The 23,323-nt window shown below is 70.1% G+C and carries 26 protein-coding genes and 1 rRNA gene; 12 read left to right on the top strand and 15 right to left on the bottom strand.

Annotated features, from left to right (window positions below):
- Window positions 1-1,942, bottom strand: a 1,942-nt coding sequence (gene dxs, locus ACLBX9_RS27260) for a 1-deoxy-D-xylulose-5-phosphate synthase (RefSeq protein WP_447721079.1), incomplete at its 3' end; no start/stop codon positions are given.
- Window positions 1,943-2,142: 200 nt separating this feature from the next.
- Between dxs and ACLBX9_RS27255 the strand changes: the two genes are divergently transcribed.
- The 4 genes from ACLBX9_RS27255 (at window position 2,143) to ettA (ending at window position 5,433) form a co-directional block, all read left to right on the top strand.
- Window positions 2,143-2,397 (top strand): hypothetical protein, encoded by a 255-nt coding sequence (locus ACLBX9_RS27255; protein ID WP_158169245.1) that lies wholly within the window; start codon window positions 2,143-2,145, stop codon window positions 2,395-2,397.
- A 17-nt stretch (window positions 2,398-2,414) separates the two neighbouring features.
- Entirely contained in the window at window positions 2,415-3,281 is an 867-nt protein-coding gene (locus ACLBX9_RS27250) for a DNA/RNA non-specific endonuclease (RefSeq protein ID WP_447721078.1), read from the top strand.
- 8 nt (window positions 3,282-3,289) lie between these two features.
- On the top strand, window positions 3,290-3,595 hold the full coding sequence (locus tag ACLBX9_RS27245) for a hypothetical protein (protein WP_447721077.1): 306 nt from the start codon (window positions 3,290-3,292) through the stop codon (window positions 3,593-3,595).
- 185 nt (window positions 3,596-3,780) lie between these two features.
- Entirely contained in the window at window positions 3,781-5,433 is a 1,653-nt protein-coding gene (gene ettA, locus ACLBX9_RS27240) for an energy-dependent translational throttle protein EttA (protein WP_158169252.1), read from the top strand.
- Window positions 5,434-5,475: 42 nt separating this feature from the next.
- Here the strand turns inward: ettA and ACLBX9_RS27235 are convergent, their stop codons facing one another.
- A complete protein-coding gene (locus ACLBX9_RS27235; protein ID WP_447721076.1) occupies window positions 5,476-6,423 on the bottom strand; it encodes an NAD-dependent epimerase/dehydratase family protein in 948 nt (315 codons plus the stop codon).
- A 250-nt stretch (window positions 6,424-6,673) separates the two neighbouring features.
- On the opposite strand from ACLBX9_RS27235, the gene ACLBX9_RS27230 reads away from it, so the two are divergent.
- Both ACLBX9_RS27230 and ACLBX9_RS27225 read left to right on the top strand, forming a co-directional pair.
- Window positions 6,674-7,843, top strand: coding sequence for an OpgC family protein (locus ACLBX9_RS27230; RefSeq protein WP_447721075.1), 1,170 nt, complete (start codon window positions 6,674-6,676; stop codon window positions 7,841-7,843).
- Between the two features lie 24 nt (window positions 7,844-7,867).
- Window positions 7,868-8,041: a DUF2256 domain-containing protein gene (locus ACLBX9_RS27225; protein ID WP_191991854.1), complete on the top strand. Its 174-nt coding sequence runs from the start codon at window positions 7,868-7,870 to the stop codon at window positions 8,039-8,041.
- A gap of 9 nt (window positions 8,042-8,050) precedes the next feature.
- Here ACLBX9_RS27225 and ACLBX9_RS27220 read toward each other — a convergent pair whose 3' ends face one another.
- Genes ACLBX9_RS27220 through ACLBX9_RS27205 form a run of 4 tightly spaced genes read right to left on the bottom strand, consistent with a single transcriptional unit; the run spans window position 8,051 to window position 10,719 of the window.
- On the bottom strand, window positions 8,051-8,650 hold the full coding sequence (locus ACLBX9_RS27220; RefSeq protein WP_158169258.1) for a nucleotidyltransferase family protein: 600 nt from the start codon (window positions 8,648-8,650) through the stop codon (window positions 8,051-8,053).
- Window positions 8,643-9,698, bottom strand: a complete 1,056-nt coding sequence (locus ACLBX9_RS27215) for a molybdopterin-binding protein (protein ID WP_158169260.1) — start codon at window positions 9,696-9,698, stop codon at window positions 8,643-8,645. The genes ACLBX9_RS27220 and ACLBX9_RS27215 overlap by 8 nt, the downstream gene beginning before the upstream one ends.
- A complete protein-coding gene (locus ACLBX9_RS27210) occupies window positions 9,695-10,396 on the bottom strand; it encodes an XdhC family protein (RefSeq protein WP_447721074.1) in 702 nt (233 codons plus the stop codon). The genes ACLBX9_RS27215 and ACLBX9_RS27210 overlap by 4 nt, the downstream gene beginning before the upstream one ends.
- Complete coding sequence (locus tag ACLBX9_RS27205) at window positions 10,396-10,719, bottom strand: XdhC family protein (protein ID WP_447721073.1); 324 nt, start codon at window positions 10,717-10,719, stop codon at window positions 10,396-10,398. The genes ACLBX9_RS27210 and ACLBX9_RS27205 overlap by 1 nt, the downstream gene beginning before the upstream one ends.
- 409 nt (window positions 10,720-11,128) lie before the next feature.
- Between ACLBX9_RS27205 and ACLBX9_RS27200 the strand changes: the two genes are divergently transcribed.
- Window positions 11,129-12,523, top strand: coding sequence for an ATP-binding protein (locus ACLBX9_RS27200; RefSeq protein ID WP_158169266.1), 1,395 nt, complete (start codon window positions 11,129-11,131; stop codon window positions 12,521-12,523).
- A 22-nt stretch (window positions 12,524-12,545) separates the two neighbouring features.
- Here the strand turns inward: ACLBX9_RS27200 and ACLBX9_RS27195 are convergent, their stop codons facing one another.
- On the bottom strand, window positions 12,546-12,851 hold the full coding sequence (locus ACLBX9_RS27195; protein ID WP_158169268.1) for a hypothetical protein: 306 nt from the start codon (window positions 12,849-12,851) through the stop codon (window positions 12,546-12,548).
- A gap of 177 nt (window positions 12,852-13,028) precedes the next feature.
- On the opposite strand from ACLBX9_RS27195, the gene ACLBX9_RS27190 reads away from it, so the two are divergent.
- Together ACLBX9_RS27190 and ACLBX9_RS27185 are read left to right on the top strand one after the other, a co-directional pair.
- Entirely contained in the window at window positions 13,029-13,220 is a 192-nt protein-coding gene (locus ACLBX9_RS27190) for a hypothetical protein (protein WP_158169270.1), read from the top strand.
- A gap of 23 nt (window positions 13,221-13,243) precedes the next feature.
- The gene (locus ACLBX9_RS27185) at window positions 13,244-14,425 is read left to right on the top strand and encodes a pyridoxal phosphate-dependent aminotransferase (protein ID WP_447721072.1); all 1,182 of its coding nucleotides are present in this window, start codon (window positions 13,244-13,246) and stop codon (window positions 14,423-14,425) included.
- A 281-nt stretch (window positions 14,426-14,706) separates the two neighbouring features.
- Here ACLBX9_RS27185 and ACLBX9_RS27180 read toward each other — a convergent pair whose 3' ends face one another.
- The 3 genes from ACLBX9_RS27180 to ACLBX9_RS27170 all read right to left on the bottom strand — a co-directional run bounded on the left by ACLBX9_RS27180 (window position 14,707) and on the right by ACLBX9_RS27170 (window position 16,801).
- A complete protein-coding gene (locus ACLBX9_RS27180) occupies window positions 14,707-15,771 on the bottom strand; it encodes an esterase (protein WP_447721071.1) in 1,065 nt (354 codons plus the stop codon).
- A 112-nt stretch (window positions 15,772-15,883) separates the two neighbouring features.
- Window positions 15,884-16,396 (bottom strand): DUF533 domain-containing protein, encoded by a 513-nt coding sequence (locus ACLBX9_RS27175; RefSeq protein ID WP_447721070.1) that lies wholly within the window; start codon window positions 16,394-16,396, stop codon window positions 15,884-15,886.
- Between the two features lie 69 nt (window positions 16,397-16,465).
- Complete coding sequence (locus tag ACLBX9_RS27170; protein ID WP_447721069.1) at window positions 16,466-16,801, bottom strand: hypothetical protein; 336 nt, start codon at window positions 16,799-16,801, stop codon at window positions 16,466-16,468.
- On the opposite strand from ACLBX9_RS27170, the gene ACLBX9_RS27165 reads away from it, so the two are divergent.
- Complete coding sequence (locus tag ACLBX9_RS27165; protein WP_447721068.1) at window positions 16,800-16,991, top strand: hypothetical protein; 192 nt, start codon at window positions 16,800-16,802, stop codon at window positions 16,989-16,991. The two genes, ACLBX9_RS27170 and ACLBX9_RS27165, sit on opposite strands and share 2 nt — an antisense overlap.
- Before the next feature lie 13 nt (window positions 16,992-17,004).
- On the opposite strand, the gene ACLBX9_RS27160 is transcribed toward ACLBX9_RS27165, so the two are convergent.
- Entirely contained in the window at window positions 17,005-18,033 is a 1,029-nt protein-coding gene (locus tag ACLBX9_RS27160; RefSeq protein WP_447721067.1) for an alpha/beta hydrolase, read from the bottom strand.
- A gap of 190 nt (window positions 18,034-18,223) precedes the next feature.
- Here ACLBX9_RS27160 and meaB point away from each other — a divergent pair, with 190 nt between their 5' ends.
- Both meaB and ACLBX9_RS27150 read left to right on the top strand, forming a co-directional pair.
- A complete protein-coding gene (gene meaB, locus ACLBX9_RS27155; protein WP_447721066.1) occupies window positions 18,224-19,210 on the top strand; it encodes a methylmalonyl Co-A mutase-associated GTPase MeaB in 987 nt (328 codons plus the stop codon).
- A 148-nt stretch (window positions 19,211-19,358) separates the two neighbouring features.
- A complete protein-coding gene (locus tag ACLBX9_RS27150) occupies window positions 19,359-19,736 on the top strand; it encodes a CsbD family protein (protein WP_158169286.1) in 378 nt (125 codons plus the stop codon).
- 50 nt (window positions 19,737-19,786) lie between these two features.
- Here ACLBX9_RS27150 and ACLBX9_RS27145 read toward each other — a convergent pair whose 3' ends face one another.
- The 4 genes from ACLBX9_RS27145 to rrf all read right to left on the bottom strand — a co-directional run.
- Complete coding sequence (locus tag ACLBX9_RS27145; RefSeq protein WP_447721065.1) at window positions 19,787-20,572, bottom strand: 3-hydroxybutyrate dehydrogenase; 786 nt, start codon at window positions 20,570-20,572, stop codon at window positions 19,787-19,789.
- Window positions 20,573-20,644: 72 nt separating this feature from the next.
- Complete coding sequence (locus tag ACLBX9_RS27140; RefSeq protein WP_447721064.1) at window positions 20,645-22,153, bottom strand: sensor histidine kinase; 1,509 nt, start codon at window positions 22,151-22,153, stop codon at window positions 20,645-20,647.
- Window positions 22,150-22,845: a winged helix-turn-helix domain-containing protein gene (locus tag ACLBX9_RS27135; protein WP_447721063.1), complete on the bottom strand. Its 696-nt coding sequence runs from the start codon at window positions 22,843-22,845 to the stop codon at window positions 22,150-22,152. Before ACLBX9_RS27135 ends, ACLBX9_RS27140 begins: the two co-directional genes overlap by 4 nt.
- 402 nt (window positions 22,846-23,247) lie before the next feature.
- Window positions 23,248-23,323: ribosomal RNA gene (gene rrf, locus ACLBX9_RS27130) — 5S ribosomal RNA — on the bottom strand; the annotation flags it as partial.

The raw sequence follows: 23,323 nt of genomic DNA, 5'->3' as shown, positions 1-23,323 counted from the left end.
CCGGCAACGTATCGAGCGCGGTCCTGACGATGGTGGCGGCGTCGAGCCCCGCCTGCGCGTACATCTTCTCCGGGCTGTCGTGGTCCTGGTAGGCGTCCGGCAAGGTCATCGTCCGGACCCGCACCCGCCCCGCGTCCAGCGCGCCCTTCTCGGCGAGCAGGTGCAGAACCATCGCGCCGAACCCGCCCCGCGAGCCCTCCTCGATCGTCAGGAGAACCTCGTGGTCCCGCGCAAGCTCCAGGACCAGCGCCTCGTCCAGAGGCTTGGCGAACCGCGCATCCGCCACCGTCACCGCCACGCCCTGCTCGGCCAGCGTGTCCGCCGCCTTCAGAGCCTCCGAAAGCCGCGTGCCCAGGCTCAGGATCGCCACCCGCGCCTCCGCGTCCCGCCGCACCACACGGCCCTTGCCGATCGCCAGCACCTCGCCCCGCTCCGGAAGCTCGACGCCGACACCCTCGCCGCGCGGGTAGCGCAGCGCGATCGGGCCCGTGTCGTGCGCGTGCGCGGTCGCCACCATGTGCACCAGCTCGGCCTCGTCGGCCGCCGCCATCACCGTCATGTTCGGCAGGCAGCACAGATACGCCAGGTCGAACGCGCCGGCATGCGTCGCCCCGTCCGCCCCCACCAGCCCCGCACGGTCCATGCAGAAGCGCACCGGCAGGTTCTGCAGCGCCACGTCGTGCACCACCTGGTCGTAGGCCCGCTGCAGGAACGTCGAGTAGATCGCCACGAACGGACGGTAGCCCTCGGTCGCCAGCCCCCCCGCGAACGTCACCGCGTGCTGCTCGGCGATGCCCACGTCGAAGGTCTTGTCCGGATGCGCCTTGCCGAACAGGTCGATGCCCGTGCCGCCCGGCATCGCGGCCGTGATCGCCACCACCCGGTCGTCGGCGTCCGCCGCCTTGATCAGGCTCTCGCCGAACACCCGCGTGTAGGCCGGCGCGTTCGGCTTGGCCTTGGCCTGCACCCCTGAGACCACGTCGAACTTGACCACGCCGTGGTAGCGGTCGGCGCTGGCTTCCGCCGGCGCGTAGCCCTTGCCCTTGCGGGTGACCACGTGCAGCAGGATCGGGCCGTGCTCGGCGTCGCGCACGTTCTTCAGCACCGGCAGCAGGTGGTCGAGGTTGTGCCCGTCCACGGGACCGACGTAGTGGAAGCCCATCTCCTCGAACATGGTGCCGCCGCCGACCACGAGCGAGCGGGCGTACTCCTCGGCCGCGGCCGCGCGCTGGTAGAGCGCCTTCGGCAGGAGCTTGCCGAGCTGCTTGGCGGTCTCGCGCAGGGACTGGTAGGTGCCGCCCGAGGCGAGCCGCGCGAGGTAGGCCGACATGGCGCCGACAGGCGGGGCGATCGACATGTCGTTGTCGTTGAGGATGACGATCAGGCGCGAGTGCAGGGCGCCGGCGTTGTTCATGGCCTCGTAGGCCATGCCGGCCGACATCGAGCCGTCGCCGATCACCGCGATGGCGTTGCGGCGCTTGCGCGCCTGGCCCTTCTGCTTGGCGGAGGCCGCGTCGAGGTCGCGGGCGACCGCCATGCCGAGCGCGGCCGAGATCGAGGTCGAGGAGTGGGCGGCGCCGAAGGGGTCGTAGACGCTCTCGGAGCGCTTGGTGAAGCCCGACAGGCCGCCGCCCTGGCGCAGCGTGCGGATGCGGTCGCGGCGCTCGGTGAGGATCTTGTGCGGGTAGCACTGGTGGCCGACGTCCCAGACGATGCGGTCGTCGGGGGTGTCGAACACGTGGTGCAGCGCGACCGTGAGCTCGACCACGCCCAGCCCGGAGCCGAGATGGCCGCCCGTGATCGAGACCGCGTCGATCATCTCGGCCCGCACCGCGTCCGCCACCGCCTGCAGCTCCGACTCCGGAAGACCGCGCAACGCAGCAGGGTTCGGGATACGATCCAGCAACGCCGATTGCTCAGGTGATAGGGCCAATGATCGCATCCGCTCGTTCGAGTCTGGCGACAGCCCCGTCACGCGGTACGACTGTCGCAACGACGGCACCCAGGGGCGCGCGTTCATGCTAGAAGCCGCCCGGCCGTCGCTGTCATGATAGTGCCAGTTACGGATGATCGGCCGCGCGATCAATGTCGGGCCGGCGTTTTTTTCGCTTTCGTGCCCTTACCGCCACAAGAGGTCCGCCTTTGAGTCCGGCTCGTCTGTGCACAATCCTGCTGGCGCTCGCGATTACGGGAAACAGCCAAGCCTATGCCGGCCCGCGGTTGCCGGACGGCAACCTCGACTTCCTCTGCAACTTCCTGGGCGATTGCCCGGCGCGCGTTTCGCCGGGCGGACCCGACCGCGATTCGCGGCCCTTCACCGGCAGCCTCGGCCGGCCCTGCGCGTGGCGGGACCGTCCGACGCCGGAGGGCGTGCGGCGGGTGCGCGTGTGCTGGTGAGGCAGGCCCGGAGGGTCATGGCCGCAGCCTGCATGCTGGTGGTGCTCGGGGCCGCCCAGGTCCGAGGGGACGAGATCTGCCCGGCTCATTTCGCCGACGGACGGCTGCCGGTCCTGATCAATGCCAAGCTCGCGGCGCGGACCATCCCGCTGTGCTTCGAGGCCTTCGCGGTGCTCGATTCCGGGGTGACACGCACGCCGCTCTACTCCGCCGAGCACCTCACGCGGGCGAGCGTCGCGGCCGCCCGGACGGTGGCGCGGGATGACTCTTTCCACGAGGAGATGCGGCTGCCGGCCGATGGACGCGCCTCGCTCGAGGACTACGTCCGAAGCGGCTTCGACCGCGGTCATCTGGCACCGGCCGGCGACATGCCGACGGTGAGCGCCCAGGCCGAGTCCTTCAGCCTCGCCAATATCGTTCCCCAGAACCGGGTGCTGAACCGCGGCCTCTGGTCCGACATCGAGGAGAGCACGCGGCGCCTGGCAAGCCGGCGCGGCTCGATCTTCGTGGTGACCGGCGTGATTTTCTCCGGGGACGCGGTTCAGCAGATCAAGGGCGGCGTTCTGGTTCCGACTCTATTGTTCAAGGCGCTCTATGACCCTGCGAGCGGCGAGGCCGGCGCCTACCTCGCCCGGAACGACGACACGAAGGACTGGCGCGCAGTCTCGATCGACGACCTGACCCGGGAAGCGGGGATCGACGTGTTCCCCGCCCTCCCCGCCGCGGCACGAACCGCGGCGATGAACCTGCCGGAACCCCACGCCTTCACGCGCGGAGACGAGCGCCGCCCGCGACAGGAGCAGTCGTGGCAGGACTGGCTGCAGCGGGAAGGAAGCCGCGCCCTGCGCAAGATCGTCCGCGACCTCCTGCATGCGCTCTTCTGAGAGGCCCCATGACCGAGGACAAACGCCGGCGCAAGGCGTCGGCCGAGACAGGCGGAGGGGGTTCCTTCGAGCCCTTCGCGGATGCGGCCGGCGCGCGCACCATCGGCGCCCTCTCCTTCGAGAACGGCACCGACCGGATCGCTCTGCACGGGTCCCTCGACCTGACGCGGGACAAGGCCGGCCTCGCTCAGGCACGCCTGCTCAAGCAGACGATCGACGCCATCGTGGCGGTCCTGGAGGCCGGCGACCTGCCGGAGACGGTGGCCGCGGCCGCCGACGACGCGCCGACCTCGGTTCCCAATCCCTTCGCGTAAGTGGCCGCGGCACCTGCGCCACCGTCCGCCAGCCTTGCCGCTGTCCTGCGGGGCTGATACTCGGTCGGCGTCATTCTATATCGTGAGGAAAGCGCGTACAGGACGAGGGCTCAGGGCCCCGCGCCTGCCCCGTGCCGCTGGCACGCACCGCGCAATCCCGCACACCACGCCGAGGACGATCCGCGATGGCTCGCGAATTCATCTACCACATGCGGGGCCTGACGAAGGCCTATACCGGCGGCAAGAAGGTCCTGGATAGCGTCAACCTGTCCTTCTACCCCGATGCCAAGATCGGCGTGCTCGGCATCAACGGCGCCGGCAAGTCGACCCTGCTCAAGATCATGGCAGGCATCGACAAGGATTTCACCGGCGACGGCTGGGTCGCGCAGGGCGCGCGCGTCGGCTACCTGCCGCAGGAACCCCAGCTCGATCCGAACAAGTCGGTGCGCGAGAACGTCATGGAGGGCGTGGCCGAGAAGCAGGCCATGCTCGACCGCTACAACGAACTCGCCATGAACTACTCGGAGGAGACCGCCGACGAGATGACCGAGCTCCAGGACCGGATCGAGTCCCTGGGCCTCTGGGAGCTCGACTCGAAGGTCGATCAGGCCATGGAGGCCCTGGGCTGCCCGAGCGACGAGCAGCCGGTCGCCACGCTCTCGGGCGGCGAGCGCCGCCGCATCGCGCTCTGCCGCCTGCTCCTGTGGGAGCCGGAGCTTCTGCTCCTCGACGAGCCGACCAACCACCTCGACGCCGAGACGGTGAACTGGCTCGAAGGCCACCTGCGCCAGTATCCGGGCGCGATCCTGATCGTCACCCACGACCGCTACTTCCTGGACAACGTCACCAGCTGGATCCTGGAGCTCGACCGCGGCAAGGGCATCCCGTACGAGGGCAACTACTCGGCCTGGCTGGTTCAGAAGCAGAAGCGCCTGGAGCAGGAGGGCCGCGAGGACATGGCCCGGCAGCGCTCCATCGCCCGCGAGCAGGAGTGGATCGCCGCTTCCCCGAAGGCCCGCCAGTCGAAGTCGAAGGCGCGCATCACGCGCTACGAGGAGCTGGTCGCCAAGCAGCAGCAGAAGGTCGATGCCGCGGCCCAGATCGTCATCCCGATAGACGAGCGGCTCGGCAACAACGTCATCGAGTTCGAGAACCTCAGCAAGGCGTTCGGCGACCGGCTGCTGATCGAGGACCTCTCGTTCAAGCTGCCGCCGGGCGGCATCGTCGGGGTGATCGGCCCGAACGGGGCCGGCAAGACCACCCTGTTCAAGATGATCACCGGCCAGGAGAAGCCCGACAGCGGCAAGATCGATATCGGCGAGACGGTCAAGCTCGGCTATGTCGACCAGTCGCGCGACGCCCTCGATCCGAACGCCACGGTCTGGCAGGAGGTCTCGGGCGGCAACGACATCATCTATTTCAACAAGCGCGAGATCAATTCGCGCGCCTATTGCGCGGCCTTCGCGTTCAAGGGGCCTGACCAGCAGAAGAAGGTCGGCACCCTCTCGGGCGGCGAGCGCAACCGCGTGCACCTCGCCCGCACCCTGAAGGGCGGCGCCAACGTGCTGCTCCTCGATGAGCCGACCAACGACCTCGACATGGAGACTCTGCGCGCCCTCGAGGACGCGCTGGAGGATTACGCCGGCTGCGCGGTCATCATCAGCCACGATCGCTGGTTCCTGAACCGCATCGCCACCCACATCCTCGCCTTCGAGGGCGACAGCCACGTCGAGTGGTTCGAGGGCAACTTCTCCGACTACGAGGCCGACAAGGTGCGCCGGCTCGGAGCGGATTCGATCATGCCGAAAAAGATCAAGTACAAGCGGTTCTCGCGCTGATCGCCGCGGCCGGGAGGTCGATCGCGTCCTCCCGGGCTCGATTCAGCCCAGGCGTCTCCGCGCCTCCGCGAGGATCGCCGACAGGCTCTGCGCGAGTGGGATCGCCGGCGTCCACCCGGTGGCGGCAGAGAAGGCGCCCGGGTCGCAGCCCTCGCTACGCACGCCGGCCGACCGAACCCGGTCGGCGGCGACCCGGACCGTGAAGGCCGTGCCCGTCAGCGTCCGCAGGGCGTCAAGGATCTCTGCGACCGGCGTCACCACGCCCGACCCGACATTGTAGATGCCGCCGTCGGGCAGGTCGTCGATCCGCTCGATCACCCGCAGGCAGGCCGCGGTGAGGTCGGCCACGTCGAGGAAGTCACGCCCGGCGGAGAGATCGCCCACCTCCAGGACGGGCGGGGCCAGCCCACGCTCGATGCGGGCGATCTGCCCGGCGAAGGAGGCGACCACGAAGGTCTCGCTCTGCTGGGGTCCGATATAGTTCGACGGCCGCAGCACGAGGTGCTTCACGCCGGCATTGGCCAGCACGTCGCGCAGGATGTACTCGCAGGCGTTCTTGGTCCGACCGGAGATGGTATCGGGTCGCGGCGTCACGGCCTCGTCGGGGCGCGCGCGGTCCCGGAAGGCCTCGCCGTAGACGACGGTCGCACTCAGGAACACCAGGGTGGCGCGAGTCCTGGCCACCGCCTCGGCGAGGTTGAGCGTCCCGAGAAGGTCCGCCCGCCACGCGTAGGATGGCGTCTCGCTCGACTGCGCCACCGAGGCCAGGGCCGCCAGGTGGAAGACGACGGTCGGGTCGAAGGCCGTCACCGCCTCCGCCAGCCTGTCGGCCTCGAACGGGTCGAGGTCGAGGAAGATCACGCCGTCGAGGTCTGGCTGCGCGCGCCGGTCGATGCCGAGGATGCGGCTGCCGGCCGGGAGACCGTGCCGGAGCGCCTCGAGCAGGCGCCGGCCGAGATAGTCTCCGGCTCCGGTGACGAGGACGCGCATGAACCCTGCCCCTGCCCGGCGTGGTCGGCGAAAGCCGGGTTCGATCCGTCGCGTCTATACCGGGCACAGCTGCGATGCGAGGGTCTGAGCGCGCCGGGCGCGCCGGGCGCGCGATCTGGATTCCGTCGACACTTGAACAAAGGCGCGTGATCGGCGCAGTCTCCTGCGGCACGTGCCGCGCATCGCGCTATGTTGCAGTGCGGTCGGCCGCCGAAGGTGTCGGCTGGCGAACAGCGCGGTGATGGGCTGAGTGGCGACCACCGAGGAACTCGAACGGCCCACGGCCGCAGGCCGGCCCGCGTCAGAGCCGCGCCCCACCAAGCCGGTCCGCGACGCGCGGGTGGACGTGCTGCGCGGCTTCGCGCTGCTGACGATCTTCGTCGACCACATCCCCCGCAACGTCCCGGCCCTGTTCACCCTGCACAATTTCGGCTTCTCGGACGCGGCCGAGATCTTCGTGCTGCTGGCGGGCTACTCGTCGATGATCGCCTATGGCGGCCTGTTCCACCGCTCCGGCATCCGCACGACTCTCATCCGCATCGCGCGGCGCTGCCTGCGGATCTACCTGTTTCAGGCGGGCCTGCTGCTCGCCACCCTGGTCATCGTCCGGATCTGGATGGATCTCACCGGCCTGACGCCACGCTTCGGCGTGGCGCCGCTGATCCAGATGGGATTGCTGCCGGGCCTTCTGCGCGGGCTCGCGCTCAATGCGCTGCCGAACTACCTCGACATCCTGCCGCTCTACATCCTGCTGCTGGCACTGTTCCCGCTGGTCTATTTCGGGATCCGCCGCGGGATCTGGGGGGTGCTGGCTCTGTCGGGCACCGTGTGGCTTGCTGCCAACCTCGATCATCAGTTGAACCTGCCGAACGCCGCGGCGGTGGATGACGGATGGTACTTCAACCCGTTCGCGTGGCAATTCCTGTTCGTGATCGGCGCCGCCCTTGCGGTGGCGGTCCGCGCCGGGAACGGGCTCCTGCCGTGGCGGGGCTGGGCTGCAGCGATCGCCGCAGCCTACCTGGCGTTCGCGCTGCTTCAGGGCGGCTCGTGGTCCGATTGGGGGCTGCCCGATCTCAAGCCGCTCGCGATCGGCGTCCCGGACAAGAGCCACGTCGGGCCCCTGCGCCTTCTGGACATCCTGGCCCTGTCCTACCTGCTGTTCAGCGCGCCGGCCGTGGCGCGCTTCTGCCGGCTCCCCTGGCTTCGGCTGGTCGATGCCTGCGGCCGCCACTCACTTGAGATCTTCGCGGCCGGCTGCTTGGCGGCGCTCATCGGCCGCATCCTCTACCGCACCTTCGACGCCACATGGCCGCTGCAGATCGCGGTCAACCTTGGCGGGCTCGCGGTAATGCTGGGGCTCGCCCATTGGCAGGATGTCCGCCTCAAGCGGCCGGCGGCTCCGGTGCCCGGCCGTCCCTGAACGGTCAAAGGATGGACTTGGCGGATGCCGCGCATGCGCCGCAAGGGCGACCTTCCCGAGAAGATCTGCGCTCAGTGCGGCCGCCCCTTCGCGTGGCGCAAGAAGTGGGAGCGCGTGTGGGACGAGGTGCGCTACTGTTCCGACCGGTGCCGTGACGAGGCCCGGACGGCGCGCAGGCGCAGCGATGGACAGGCCTGAGACGGCCCGTCACGAGGGGCCGGCCCGCAGGGCTGCCAAGCCGGACGGCGTGTCGATGTCGAGGGCGGTGGCCGCATCACCCGGGATCTCCAGCACGTCGGCACGCCCCTTGAGGAGGGGCCCGGCGCCGTGATCGCCGCTCAGCCTCCCGATCTCGGGGGCGAGGCGGCGCAGGTTGAGGAGGACCGGGTTGCCGCGCCGTCCCGCCCGCACGGGTATCACGGCCGCCGGCTCGGCGGCGGCGCCCGCGAAGGCCGCGGCGAGGCCGTCGATATGGGCGGCCGTCACGCGGGGCATGTCGCCCAGCACCACCACGGCCCCAGCGCAGGAGGCCGGGAGCACCGCAAGGCCGGCCTGCAGCGACGAGGCGAGGCCGGACCGATAGTCCGGGTTCTCGACGCGGATCAGGTCCAGCCCGTCGAGCGCCGCAAGCACCGCCTCCGCGTGCGCCCCGAGCACGACCACCACGGGACGCGGACCGGCACCCAGCGCAGCCTCGGCGGCGTGGCGCACCAGCGGCTTGCCGTCGAGCCGCGCGAGGAGCTTCGGTTCCGGGCCGAAGCGGCTGCCGAGGCCCGCGGCGAGCAGGACCGTGCCGACCTCACGCATCCGCGTCGGGAACCTCGTCGTCGGGATCTCCTTCGGCTGTCTCGCCGCCGGCGCGGGGCTGCGGCCGGGAAATGATTTCCATCAGCAGGCCGCCGACGCCCAGCGCGACGATATCGGCCCGGGTGACAGGCAGATCCGCAAGGAGTCGGTGCAGGATCCAGTCGAAGCCGTTCTCCTTGGGCGAGCGCGCGCAGCCCGGCGCGCCGATCACCGGCACGTCCCCGCGGCTCCCGACGAGGAGCAGGTTGCCCGGATCGACCGGCATCCCGAGATGCGCGACCCGGCCGCCGGCGGCCTCGATGCCGGCCGGGATGACGTCGCGCCGATCGGCGATGGCCGAGGCGCCGAACACCACCACCAGATCGGCGCCGACGCCGTCGGTCGCCTCCGCGAGGGCCGCGGCAACCGCCGCATCCGCGTGCGCCACCCGGATGTCGGCGACGATCTCCGCACCGGCGGGGGCCAAGCGCTCGGCGAGGACGCGGTGCGTCTTGTCGATGGTCGCTTCCTTGAGGCTGGGGAGGCGGGTCGAGACCACACCCACCCGGCGCCGGCGATAGGGCGCGACCGCGAGGACGCCGCCCTCGGGCGCCGCCCTGCACGCGCGGTCCAGCACAGCGCCCGGCACGGCGTAGGGGATGATCTTCACGGTGGCGACCATCTCGCCCTCGACGACCGGCTTGAACCGCGGCAGGGTGGCGACCGTCACGGCCTCGTCCACGGCATTGACCGCATCGATCCGGGCCGGATCCAGGGTGAGCACGCCAGCGGTCCCGGCGAACAGGTTGCAGCGGCCGGTAAAGGGCGCCTCCGCGCGCAGATTCGGCCCGCGGAGATGGCTGGCCAGCCGCGCCGCAGCCGCGTTCTCGCCGACATCGCCCGGTTCCAGGACGGCCGCGACGATCTCGGCGAGGCCGCAGCGCGCGAGATCGCCCGCCACATCGCGGTCGATCACCGCCCCCTTCCGCAGGGTGATGCCGTCGCGCCGGACGGTGTGGGCGCTGATCAGCCCGGCGGCTTCCGCGACCGGGACGGAACCGAACCTCACGCGACCTCCGGACGGGGGACGCGGCGCAGGCAGGCCACGATCTCGGCCAGGACCGCGAGGGCGATCTCGGCGGGGCTCACCGCCCCAATGGCAAGCCCGATCGGCGCGTGGATCCGGCCGATCTGCTCCTGCGAGAACCCGGCCTCGGTGAGCCGCGCGACGCGGGCCGCATGGGTCTTCCGCGAGCCGAGGGCGCCCACGTAGAAGCATCCCGCCGCGAGCGCGGCCTTGAGCGCCGGATCGTCGATCTTGGGATCGTGGGTCAGCGCCGCGAGGGCGCAGTAGCGGTCGAGCGGCGGCACGCGGCTTCCCAGAACGGAATCCGGCCACTCGGCCACGAGTTCGATATCCGGGAAGCGCTCCGGCGTCGCGAAGGCGGTGCGCGGGTCGATGACCGTGAGGGCGAGGTCGAGTCCCGCCGCCATCGGCGCCAACGCCTGCGAGATGTGGACGGCGCCGATCACCACGAGCCGCACCGGCGGCACCTGCACGGTGAGGAACAGCGTCCGCCCCCCGGCCTCCACGAGGCCGCTCCTGGCCGAAGCGAGATGCTTTCCCAGCGTGTCGCCGAGCGGATCGGCGGGGATCTCGGCCTCGCGCACGAGGCGCTGGCTGCCGTCGGCGATGTCTGTGACGAGGATCGCGGCCCGCCGCGCCTTCCGTTCGGCGTTGAGCTTCTCCAGGATGTCGGCGCGCATCAGTCGACCCGCTCGACGAAGACCCGGATCCGGCCGCCGCAGGACAGGCCCGCCCGCCAAGCGGTCTCGTCGGCGACGCCGAATTCGAGGACGCGCGGCGCGCCGGCCTCGATCACCTCGATGGCCTCGGTGATCACCGCGCCCTCCACGCAGCCGCCGGAGACCGAGCCGAGGAAATTGCCCTCGCCGTCGACCACGAGATGGCTGCCGACGGGTCGCGGGGCCGATCCCCAGGTCTCGATCACGGTCGCCAGCGCCACCGCGCGGCCGTCACGCCGCCAGGATTCGGCGGCGGCGAGGATGTCTGTATCGGTGCTGAGCATGGCCTCGAAGACCTTCGGCCGGCGGGCGCCCCCCGCACCCTATCAGGTATGGCCCAGGCGGCGCGGTGCAAGGCGGCGGTGGCCCCCAAGGAGTCCCTAACCGGCTGTTGCGTCTTTGCGAGCGCAGCGAAGCGACCCAGGGCAGCGCGAGATCGGCGAGTGTGGCGCCTCTGGATCGCTTCGCTATGCTCGCAAAGACGGGGGGCGACGATCACCGCGAGGCTTGACCGTGCCGAGATCAGCGGCTGCGTCGCGCCCCGGCCGGCTGCCTTGGCCGATCCAAGGCGCGATGCGATAACGGACGGGCACCCGCATCCGCTCGGACCATGCCGGCCTACGACGAACGGACCCCTCGCCAACGGATCTGCCACCGCTTCCGCGGGCCGGATCGGCGCGGGTCAGCCATCCCATGAACGCCCCCGATCCCGTCCTCGCGCGGGCGTTGCGGAAGGATCCGCCGCGCTCGGGACCTCACCGGCTGTGGAAGCGCGTCAGCCGGGCGATCGGCGACGTGCTGCCCAAAGGCCTCTATGCCCGGTCGCTGATCATCATCATCGCGCCCGTGGTGCTGCTGCAGTCGGTGATCGCCTACACCTTCATGGAGCGGCACTGGCAGCTCGTCACCAAGCGCCTTTCGGCGGCGGTGACCGCGGACGTCGCCGCGCTGATCGACATCTACGAGAGCTATCCGCAGGACAAGGACGCCGATACCCTCTCGCGCATCGCGGGCGAGCGACTGAACCTCGACCTCGACATCCTGAAGGGCGCCAAGCTGCCGCCCCCGGGGCCGCGCCCGTTCTTCTCGATCCTGGACGAGGCTCTCTCGGACGAGATCCAGCGCCAGATCCGCCGACCGTTCTGGATCGACACGGTCGGCCGCTCGAACCTCATCGAGATCCGCGTCGCGATCCCCGACGGGGTGATGCGCATCACCGCCCGGCGCAGCCAGGCCTACGCGTCGAACTCGCACATCTTCCTCGTCTGGATGATCGGCTCCTCGCTGGTGCTGCTGGGCGTCGCGATCCTGTTCCTGCGCAACCAGATCAAGCCGATCCTGAGGCTCGCCGCCGTGGCGGAGGGGTTCGGAAAGGGCCGCGAGATCGAATTCCGGCCGCGCGGCGCCCGCGAGGTCCGGCAGGCCGGCCACGCCTTCATCGAGATGAAGCGGCGCATCGAGCGGGCCATGGAGCAGCGCACGACGATGCTGAACGGCGTCAGCCACGACCTGCGCACCATCCTCACCCGCTTCCGCCTGTCGCTCGCCCTGTTCGAGCAGACCAGCGAGATCGAGGATCTCAGCCGGGACGTCGACGAGATGAGCCGGATGCTGGAGGGCTACCTCGCCTTCGCCCGCGGCGATTCCGCCGAGCCGGCGACGCCCACGGACATGCGCGCCCTGCTGGAGGATCTGCGCACCGACGTCGAGCGCCTGGGCGCGCACGTCTCCGCGGTCGACCTTGCCGGGGCGCCGGAGGTGACCGTGCGTCCGGGGGCGTTCCGGCGCTGCCTGTTCAATCTCGCCGCCAACGCCGCGCGCCACGGCGAGACCGTGGCGATCTCCGGCCGGCTCGAGGCCCGCGCCTTCTTCGTCTCCATTGACGATGACGGCCCCGGCATCCCGGCCGAGAGCCGTGAGGAGGTGTTCAAGCCGTTCGTGCGCCTCGACGATGCCCGCCAGGATGCCGGCGGCTCAGGCCTTGGGCTGGCGATCGCTCGCGACATTGCCCGCGCCCATGGCGGCGACATCGCCCTCCACGACAGCCCGCTGGGCGGCTTGCGGGCGACGGTGCGGGTGCCGGCCTGAGGGCAGACGCCGCGCTTCCGTGCTAGGCGTCGCTCGGCCGGCGCAGCCGCGTGAACTCGGCCTGGACGTTGCGGATGAGGTGATCGAGGCTCGCCTCGTCGAGGCCGGCGGCCCCGAGCCGCTTGCGCAGCGCGGCCTCATCGTTCCAGGCATAGCCCGCATCGTACGGCAGATGGCGCCGCAGCAGCGGGCTCACGACGCTCTCGCGCCGGTAGGCAGGATGCCGCAGGAGCTTGCCGATGTGCAGGGCGAGCCTGTCGATGCTGGACGGGCCGCTGCTGGAGTTGCCAGCATCTTTGCCTCCCGACGTGACCGATGTTCGGCGCATACCTGTCGACCCTCCCGATAAAGCAGTATCTCGCCAAATGATTGCGCATCGGTGAGCGGGATGCCGATCCGGCGAAAAACTGCGGCCGGCGGGGTCCCAACCTTCGCGGCAGGGTGATATGCAGGCCCGCTGCCTTGAGAGCCGCGGACGCCCGCGTGCCGGATCTGAGTGTCGACCATGAACCCGCTCGTCCCCCTCTTCATCCTGATTTCGCTGCCGCTCGCGGCGATCGGTCTCGTGCTCTACACCGACACGGGCATCGAGCCGGCTTTGTTCTACGCGTCGGTGAAGACATTCGTGATCCTGGGCGCCGTCGCGGTGGCGATGTCGGTCGGCGCTATGAAGCTCGCCGAGCGGACCAAGCACTGACTGTCCACGTCCCGGAGGGCGCGATGCTGCACGTGGTCCCGGCCTTCTCCCGCATTGGCGAGGAGAACGCCTTCGCGGTGCTGGCCCGCGCCCAGGCCCTGGCGTCCCAGGGCCGGGACGTGATCAACCTCGGCATCGGCCAGCCCGATATGCCGACGCCCGGCCACGTGGTCGAGGCCGGCATCAAGGCCCTGCGGGACGGTCATCACGGCTACACGCCGGCCGTGGGAATCCCGCCGCTGCGCGAGGCCGTGGCCCGCGACATCCATCGTCGCCACAGCGTGGAGGTTTCGCCGGATTCCGTGATGATCGTGCCGGGCGGCAAGGTCACCATGTTCATGGCGATCCTAATGTTCGGTGCGCCCGGGACCGAGATCCTGTATCCGGATCCCGGATTTCCGATCTACCGCTCGATGATCGAGTTCACCGGCGCGACCCCGGTCCCAGTGCCGATCCGCGAGGAGAACGGCTTCGCCTTCTCGGCGGCCGAGACCCTGGCGCTGATCACGCCGAAGACGCGGCTGCTGATCGTCAACTCGCCGGCCAATCCCACGGGCGGCGTGACCCCGAAGGCCGAGATCGACGCTCTGGTGAAGGGTCTGGCCGAGCACCCGGACGTGGCGGTGCTGTCGGACGAGATCTACGGCACCATGACGTATGACGGCGAGGCCCACCACTCGCTCCTGAAGTACGAGGAGATCCGCGACCGGCTGGTCTATCTCGACGGCGCCTCCAAGACCTACGCGATGACCGGCTGGCGGCTCGGATGGTCGGTCTGGCCCAAGCCGCTCTACGAGGCGGCGCGCAAGCTCGCGGTCAACGCGCATTCCTGCGTCAACGCCTCGACGCAGTGGGCCGGCATCGCGGCGCTCGACGGCCCGCAGGATTGCGTGGCCGAGATGGTCGCTGAGTTCGACCTGCGGCGGGCGATCGTGGTGGACGGGCTGAACGCCCTGCCGGACGTGTCCTGCATCGCGCCGAAAGGGGCGTTCTACGCCTTCCCCAACATGTCGCGGACAGGCTGGAAGGCGAAGGCGCTGGCCTCCACCCTGCTGGAGGAGGCGGGCGTGGCGGTGATCGGCGGCCCGGATTTCGGCGTCCACGGCGAGGGCTACATCCGCCTCTCCTACGCCAACTCGGCGGAGAACATCCGCCGCGCGCTGGAGCGGATGGGCACGTTCCTCAGCGAGCGCAAGCCGGGCTGAACCGGCTCAGGATCGACGGACCGGCTTCCGCGCCTCCTCCCTCCCTGTACTGCGGGCTACGATATTGACGCAGCGCGCTGGCCCTGGGCGCTCTCCTCCCCCTTGTGGGGAGGAGTTGGAGGTGGGGGTGGTGCAGGATCAAGCGTCGTGGTGCCTTCTGCACAGCCCCCACCCCTACCCCTCCCCGCGAGGGGGAGGGAAAAGCTCAATTTTCTCAAGACATCGGTGGCGGATCGAGACGCGTGAATCCGTTTGCCATTGCGGCAGACGGAGCACCCGCCTCACGACTTCCCGGACACCCGCTTCTCGATCCAGCCCGACAGCCAGTCGGCGATGTCGAGGCTGTTCTTGTCCTGCATGAGCATGTGCGAATTGCCGTGGATGCCGATCTCCGGCAGCAGGATCAGCTCGGCCTTGCCGCCTGCCGCGTTCGCCGCCGCCACGAAGCTGCGGCAAAGCTTCAGCCGCGGCGCCCAGCGGGGCGAGGCATCGACGTAGTCGCCGAACAGGACGAGGATCGGCAGGTCCTTGTAGGGGGCGAGGTCATCCTTGGCCGGATCGGGACAGGCGGCAGGCTCGATAGCCACGAGGGCGCGGATCCCCGTGCGATCGAGGGCGGCGGTCTGGAACGGGTAGATTCCCGACTGCGAGTGGGAGACCAGGACCGCGCCCTTCAGGCGCTTGGCGAGTTCCGACAGGGCCGGCACGGTCGGATTCGGGACCGCTAGGGAGGCCGACCAGTCGGGGACCATCTGCTTCCAGAACTCGCCCTGGGCCTCCAGGGGGAATTGCATGCCCGGGAAGACCTTCGGGTATTCCGGGCCGAAGCGGAAGATCGCCCAGGCCGGCTCGCGGCCGGCCGAGAAGACGGTGGGCAGAGAGTTCGGCTCCGCGTGGCCGCTCTTCACGGCGTTGATCTGCGCCGGGCTCGCCGCCGAGCGCCCGCGCCAGGCTTGATCGATCACGTAGGTGGGGAAGCCGCGGCGCACGAAGAACTCGTCCCAGCCCATGCGGCCGTCCGGCGTGGTTTCCCAGGTCTTGCCGGTGAGGCAGCAGCCGTGGATCAGCACCAGCGGCGGGCGCGCGGCCGAGACCGGCACCTGGTAGCGGACATAGATCTGGTCGACGCTGATCGTGCCGGAGGGCGCGTAGGCCGGCAGGGTCGAGAGCGTGTCGGAGGCGACGTCGCGTCCGCCGACGAAGAAACTGCCCTGCTCGGCGATGGTCAGCGGTCCCGGAGGCGGATCCGCCGCCCGGGCGGGGCCGCCGCCGATCAGCATGGCCACGACCGCCGCGCAGGCGGCTCGCCGGGCGCGCGATGGGGCGGGCACTGACGATCCTGCCATGAAATGTCCCGGCCCTCCGCGCTCGGGCCGATCCGGCCCTGTTCAAGCACCGAAGAGCCTAGCATGGAGCGCGGCAATATTGGGATGTCGGTCGACCGCGGCGATGACAGGATCAGGCCGCGATGTCGCGCTCGACCCGCTCGACCGCCTCGGTGGGCAGGTCGAGGGCTTCGGCAAACATCTTCAGGAACTGGTGTTCCTGGAGGGTGTCGGGGTCGATGGCGAGGCGGGCTGCCGCATAGATGCGCGCCGCCGCGTCCGGCCCTGCGACCCGCTCGGCGATCTCGTCGACATCGGCCGGGCTCGCGAGTTCGCGCTCCAGCCACGATCGCCCGTCGGGATCGAGGCCCGCCTCGGCAACGGCCGCATCGAGGCGCTTGCGCTCAGCGGCGTCGACCAACCCGTCGGCCGTTGTGGCCGCCACCATGGCCCGCAGCATCAGCCTGGCCTCGTCCTCGGCGACGTCGGTGAAGTCCGGTCCACCCGTCTCGGGGGGCGCCGCGCCGCGCAGGGCCCGGTAGGCCAGCCCGCCGATCAGCGCCAGTCCGCCGAGGGCGGCGCCCGCGGCGAGTCCGCCACGCCGCGCGCGCACCAGCGCGTCGACGATCCGCCTGCTGTCAGCCATGCCATCCTCCCGGGATCAGATCCGAACCGGATCGGAAACCACCCGGGAGGCGGTCGGGTTCAGCCGCGCTCAGGCGTCGGCCTCGTCCTCGTCCTCGTCGATATCCACGAGGAAGACGATATCCGCCTCGTCCTCGTCGTCCGAATCGGCGTCGGCGTGGCGCGGATCGTCGGTGAAGTCACCCTCGCCGACGTCTTCCGCCAGGGCATCCTCGAAGATCTCGATCTCGTCCTCGGTCGCCGCACGGACCTTGAGCGCCGAGGTGCCGTTCCAGAGCGGCTTGCCCTCGCTCGTCATCGTCCGGATGTCTTCCTTGAAGCCCGTGCAGGTGAAGAGGTCCTTGGCGGACGCCTCGTCGCTGTTGATCACCGCCACGGCGGTGCCGTCGATCTCGAGCGTGAACATGGCCGGCATCCCTCTCGTAACCGTGCTCTGGCGCGCCCGGGTGGTCGGACGGCACCCGACGCGGCGCATCCGCCCCGGGGCGACCCGCGGGTCCCAACCGGCGGTCCTGCGCGCCACGCCGGATGCTGTAGGGATGAACCCGACGGTCGCCAAGCCCGGCCGCTCCGAAGAATCGCGCTTCCGCCTGTGACCGCGTGGATGCCTCAGACCCCGGCCCCGCGGGCGATGGCGCGCTTGACCACCCCTTGCACCTCCGGATTCGACAGGAACAGGTCGTGGTTGATCAGGCCGCCGCCGTAATCGGAGGCGTCGGCGACGCGCACGCCCAGCGCCTCCAGCTTCGCGCGGTCGACTGCGCCGGCCCGGACCCCGCCCGCCAGGGCTGCCGAGAGCTCGAGGGCGCGGTCGTTGGTGGCGGAGATCACGGTGATCTTCGAGACGTCGGGTCCCAGGCGCGCGACGCCGTTGGAGAAGAGGTCGAAATCGATGTCGGGGGCCGCCAGCACCACGGCGCCGATGCGCGACATCGCCGCCTCGCCGGCTTCGGCGCGCAGCATCCGGAGAGTCTCGAGGGTCAGGAGCGTGCCCATGGAATGCGCGACGATATTGATCCGGCCTCCGCTCGGCGATGCGGCGAGCGCCTTCAGCAGGTCCTCGAAGGCATCGCGCGACCAGAGCGCGCTCTCGCGATCGTAATTGTAGTCGAGCGTTGCGGCCGCCGAAGGCCACGTGAACAGGCCCGAGACGCCCCGGAAACGGATGCCGTCCGACAGGCGCGCGGCACTGACGGCGGCGGATTCGAACGATTCGCGGTAGCCGTGGACATAGATCAGCACGTCTCGTCCCAGCGCGGCCTGCGCGAAGGCCTCAGCGGCGCCCGGTCCGGTCTCGGATTTTGGCACGGCCCCGATCGTCCAGTCGCCGGTGATGACGGAGGAGACCTTACCCAGCAGCGAGCGGTCGGGAGGCGAGAGGCGCACCTCGGCGAAGCTCAGGCCGCGGCCGCGGTCGCTGCTGAAGTATGGGGGCCGGGGCGGATGACCCACGGGCTTGCGGGTCGTGGCGACCAGCAGCACCGGCATGACGTCGAGGGCCGACTGCTTCTCGGGCAGCGCCGCACCGGTGCCGAGATCGTCGGTGACGCAGGCGCCGAGGGATGGAGCGAGGCCTGCGGCGCCTGCGAGGGCACCGAACCGGAGAAGGACGCGGCGTGAGACGGTCTGGCTCGACATGATCCGGGTACGCTCGGGCGGGGGGCACCCTCGTCGCGCAGGATCATGACCGTGGCGGGGCACGCCGCCTGTTGGTCGTTGTGGAGAACCCGCAAGGCCCGGCTTGTGGTCCCCCGGCCACAGGGCGCCGCGGGCTGATCGCGTGTCCCACCCTCTCGACGGCGGCCCACGCCACAGCCATGAAGGGATCATGACGCCGTCCATCGACATCGAGAGCCTGCGCGAGCGCCTGCTGCGCGGCGACCGCGCCGCCCTGGCCCGGGCCATCACCCTGGCCGAGTCGAAGCGGGCCGATCACCGGGCGCTCGCGGCCGGCCTGATCGACTCGGTCCTGCCGGAGACCGGCAGGGCGATCCGCGTGGGGATTACCGGCGTGCCCGGGGTCGGCAAGTCGACCACCATCGATGCCCTCGGCTCGAACCTCACGGAGGCCGGCCACAAGGTTGCGGTCCTCGCGGTCGACCCGTCCTCCTCCCGCACTGGCGGCTCGATCCTCGGCGACAAGACCCGCATGGCGCGGCTCGCGCACGATCCGAACGCCTTCATCCGACCCTCGCCGTCATCGGGTACGCTGGGCGGTGTCGCGGCCAAGACCCGCGAGACCATGCTGCTCTGCGAGGCGGCGGGATTCGACGTGATCCTCGTGGAGACCGTGGGCGTCGGTCAGTCGGAGACCGCGGTGGCCGACCTGACCGACTTCTTCCTCGTTCTGATGCTTCCCGGCGCCGGCGACGAGCTGCAGGGCATCAAGAAGGGCATCCTCGAACTCGCCGACATGATCGCGGTCAACAAGGCCGATGCCGGCGAGGCCGAGCAGCGGGCCAACGCGGCGGCCTCGGAATACCGCGCCGCCCTGCACATCCTCACCCCGGCCTCCGCCACGTGGACGCCACCGGTGGTGACGATCTCGGGCTTTCACAATCTGCGGCTCGATGCCCTGTGGGCGAAGATCGTCGACCACCGGGAGAAGCTCACCGCCACCGGCGAGATCCAGGCGAAGCGGCGGACGCAGGACATCAAGTGGATGTGGGCGCTGGTGGACGAGCGCCTGCACCAGCGACTCGTCGGCTCCCCGGAGGTCCGGCGCCGCACCGCCGAGGCGGAAGCGGGCGTCGCCCGCGGCGAGACCTCTCCCGCGGCCGGCGCGACCGCCATCGCCGAGCTGATCGGACTCTGAACCGCTCGGGGACGCCGGCCCCGGAATGCGCAGGTCGGCAGAAATTCATGATCGGTCGGGGGCACAAACGCGATCTCGTGCGTTCCGAGGACGACGGCGTATCGAGGGCGCCCGGTCCCGGCGCCGCGCCCACGTCCAGGAGAGTGCCATGGTTGATACGGATCGGATCGTCGGCGGTGCCAAGGAAGCCGCCGGCAAGGTTCAAGGTGCGGCCGGCGATTTCGTCGGTTCGAACCGCGACTCGGTCGAGGGACGGTTCCGCGAGGCTCAGGGCCAGGCGCAGAACGTCTATGGGCAGGTCAAGGACAGGGCGCGCGACATGGCCGACCGGGCCGGCGACTACGCGAGCGATGCCTACGATCGCGCCGGGGATCTGGCGGGGGACGCCTACGAGCGGGGTGGTTCCTATCTGCGCGACGGCCGCGCGGCCGTGGGGGCTCGCGTGGAGGAGAACCCGCTTGTGGCGCTGCTGATCGCCGGCGCGGTCGGGTACGGCCTCGCGCTGCTGATCCACAGCCGTCGCTGACCGAACGCGGCCCCGTCCGCCCTCGGGCGGGGCCGCCCCCCATTCCAGGGCTACTGCGCCGTCCAGCCGCCATCCATGCTGATGTTGGCGCCGGTGATCTGGCTCGCCGCGTCGGAGCACAGGAACACCGCGAGTGCGGCGACCTGATCGACCGTCACGAACTCCTTGGTCGGCTGCGCTTTGAGCAGCACGTCCTCGATCACCTGCTCCTTGGTCAGGCCGCGGGCCTTCATGGTGTCGGGGATCTGTGCCTCCACCAGCGGCGTCCAGACGTAGCCCGGCGAGATACAGTTCACCGTGATCCTATGAGGCGCGAGTTCGAGCGCGGCCGTCTTGCTCAAGCCGGCAATCCCGTGCTTGGCGGCGACGTAAGCCGACTTGAACGGCGAGGCGACCAGCGAGTGCGCCGAGGCCGTGTTGATGATCCGGCCCCAGCCCCGCGCCTTCATGCCCGGGATCGCGGCGTGCATCGCGTGGAAGGCCGAGGACAGGTTGATCGCGATGATCTGCTCCCACTTGTCCGCCGGGAATTCCTCGATCGGCGAGACGAACTGAATCCCTGCATTGTTGATCAGGACGTCGACGGATCCGAACGCCTGTTCCGCCTCCCGGACCATGGTGGTGATCGCCTCGGGCTTGCTCATGTCGGCGGCCGAGTAGCGGGCCTTGACGCCGTAGGCGCCCTCGATCCCCGCGCGGGTCTCCTCGATGGCATTCGCGTCCCCGAAACCGTTCAGCACGACGTTGGCGCCCTCCGCCGCCAGAGCCCGCGCGATGGCGAGGCCGATGCCGCTGGTGGAGCCTGTGACGAGGGCGGTCTTGGTCTTGAGGGTCATGGGACCTCCTGGGACGCGGACGCACCGTCGATCGGGACGGGCGCCGCGAGCGCGGCGGGACGAAACGGGGATCTAACTAGCGCGTGAAGGCGCCGCCGGCACAGAGGCGGCCGATGGCGGCGCGTCGCGGATGTCACCGGCCTCCGCCACGGCGCGCGCCTCGGCCGGAAATGCGATCTCGACCCGCAGCCCCGGAGCATTGTCGGAGAGGTGCAGGACCCCATGATGCAGGCGCACCACGGCGTTGACCAGGCTGAGTCCGAGCCCGAAACCCGGCCTCGACCGGGCATCCTCCAGCCGGACGAAGCGATCGAGGACGCGGGCGCGCTGTGCCTCCGGGATGCCTTGTCCGTGATCGGAGACGGCGAGCCGGATCGAGTCTTCGGCCCGCCACGCCTCGAGGGTCACCCGGGCCGCGCCTCCCTCTGCGGCAGCCCCGTATTTCAGGGCGTTGTCGACGAGATTGGCCAGGGTCTGGCCAATCAGCTCTCGGTTGCCGGCGATGATCAGCCCCTCCTCCGCGCGCACGTCGAGGACGAGTCCCTGATCCTCCGCCAGGGCCTCGTACAGCTCGCCGACGCCTCTGACCGCGGGGCCGATGTCCAGCGGCACCAGGATCTCCCGCGCACTGCCGGCCTCAAGCCGGGCGATCATCAGGAGCGCGTTGAACACCCGGATCAGCCCGTCCCCCTCCTCGATCACCGCCTCGAGCGCGGCACGCAGCTCGTCCGGCGTCGAGGACCGGCGCAGGGCCTCGTCGGCGCGGTTGCGCAGGCGCGTCAGCGGCGTCTTGAGGTCGTGGGCGATATTGTCGGAGACCTCACGCATCCCGCGCATCAGCTCGCCGATACGCTCCAGCATCAGGTTGAGGCTTGAGGCGAGGCGGTCGAGCTCGTCGCCGTTGCCGGCAACGGGGAGCCGGTCGTCGAGATCACCCGCCATGATGGCCCGGGTGGTCTGGGTCATGGCATCGACGCGCCGCAGGACGCGGCTCGCCGCGAGCCAGCCGCCGATTACGCCCAGGAGCACCACGGCGGCCAGCGAGGTGACGAAGGCCCGCCCGATCACCGCGCGCAGGCGGTCGCGCTCCTCGGTGTCGCGCCCCACGAGGAGCCGGAATCCGCCCGGCAGGGTGAAGACCCGCACGATCGCCCGGTGCGCCTCGGCATCCGAGTCGTTGCGGCCGTAGCGTGTCTCGCTCTGGCCGGGGGTCGCCAGCACGGCGGCGGGGACGTAGCCGACATTGCCGACGACGTGGTCGCCCCCGGCCGTGGTCACGAGGTAGAGCGAGGCCCCCGGCTCGCGCGAGCGCCGCTCCACCACGGTGATCAGCCGGCGCAAACCGCCGGCATTGTACTGTTCCGACAGGCCGTTGATCTCGGCGTCGATGGTCGAGACGATCTGGTCGTCGAGCACCGCGCGGGCGTTCCACGCGACGTAGCCCAACGCCAGGAAGGCGCAGAGTGCGAAGATAGCGAGATAGGCCAGCGACAGCTTGAACGCGGTGGTGCGGAACAGCTTCTGGAAGCGTGCGCCGCTCGTCTCTGGCGGGAGCGCGGCGTCGGCCCGTCGCGTGTTCACCCGGAGCTGCCCTCATCGACGCGCAGCACGTAGCCCGCGCCCCGGACCGTGTGGATGATCGGGGTGGGAAAACCCTTGTCGAGCTTGCCGCGAAGGCGTGAGACGTGGACGTCGATCACGTTGGTCTGCGGATCGAAGTGATAGTCCCAGACATGCTCCAGCAGCATGGTGCGCGTCACGACCTGCCCGGCATGGCGCATCAGGTACTCGAGGAGGCGGAACTCCCGCGGCTGCAGCTGGATCTCGCGCCCGGCGCGGGTCACACGATGTGAAAGGCGGTCAAGCTCCAGGTCGCCGATCCGGTAGCGCGTCTCCTCCGCGGCCCCGGTGCCGAACTGCCGCCGGGCCAGAGCCTCCGTGCGGGCGAGCAGCTCGGAGAACGCGTAGGGCTTCGGGAGGTAGTCGTCGCCGCCGGCACGAAGACCCTTCACCCGGTCGTCGACCTGTCCTAGCGCCGAGAGGATCAGCACGGGCGTCGCCACCTTCTGCTCGCGGAGCGAGCGGATCAGCGAGAGGCCGTCGAGCTTGGGCAGCATGCGGTCGACGATCAGCACGTCGTAGGCGCCTTCGCGCGCCAGGGCGTACCCGTCGAGGCCATCATGGGCGCTGTCGGCGACATGCCCGGTCTCGCGGAACGCCTTGACCAGGTAGGCCGCCGCCTCCCGATCGTCCTCGATGATGAGCAGTCGCATGGAACTGGTCCATAGCGTGCCGCACAATGCGGGGGAACGTGTCTCGGTTAGCATGGTCAAGCCGATCCCCTCCCCTATCGCCCCATGAGCCGATCGGATGAACGGGCCGGGTCCGCGGGGCGCGAATCCCGACCCGTTCCGAAGCGGCATTGAGGGTCCTCGGAGGGCGCGAGGTTCGCCGCGGCTTCGTCCGCGCGATCCGAGGAGCGGATCGGCGGCTCCGGCACCATCGCGCGCTGCCGATTACGGGACGCTCGCGGCGAGATGACTTCGCGGTAAGGCAAGCTCCGTGAGGGCCACGGTCCAAACGCGAAAAGGCCGCCCCGGAAGGAGCGGCCTTTTCGCGTCGTGTCTCGCGATGAGGGAATGGTTGGAGGTGTGTCCGGCAATTGCGATGGGCAGGCCTGGCGGCGACCGACTCTCCCGTGTCTTGAGACACAGTACCATGGGCGCTGGCGTGTTTAACGGCCGAGTTCGA

It is taken from the genome of Methylobacterium sp. A49B, from assembly GCF_053346215.1.
Note: the sequence above shows the minus strand (reverse complement) of the source record. Positions and strands in the feature narration are given on the sequence as shown.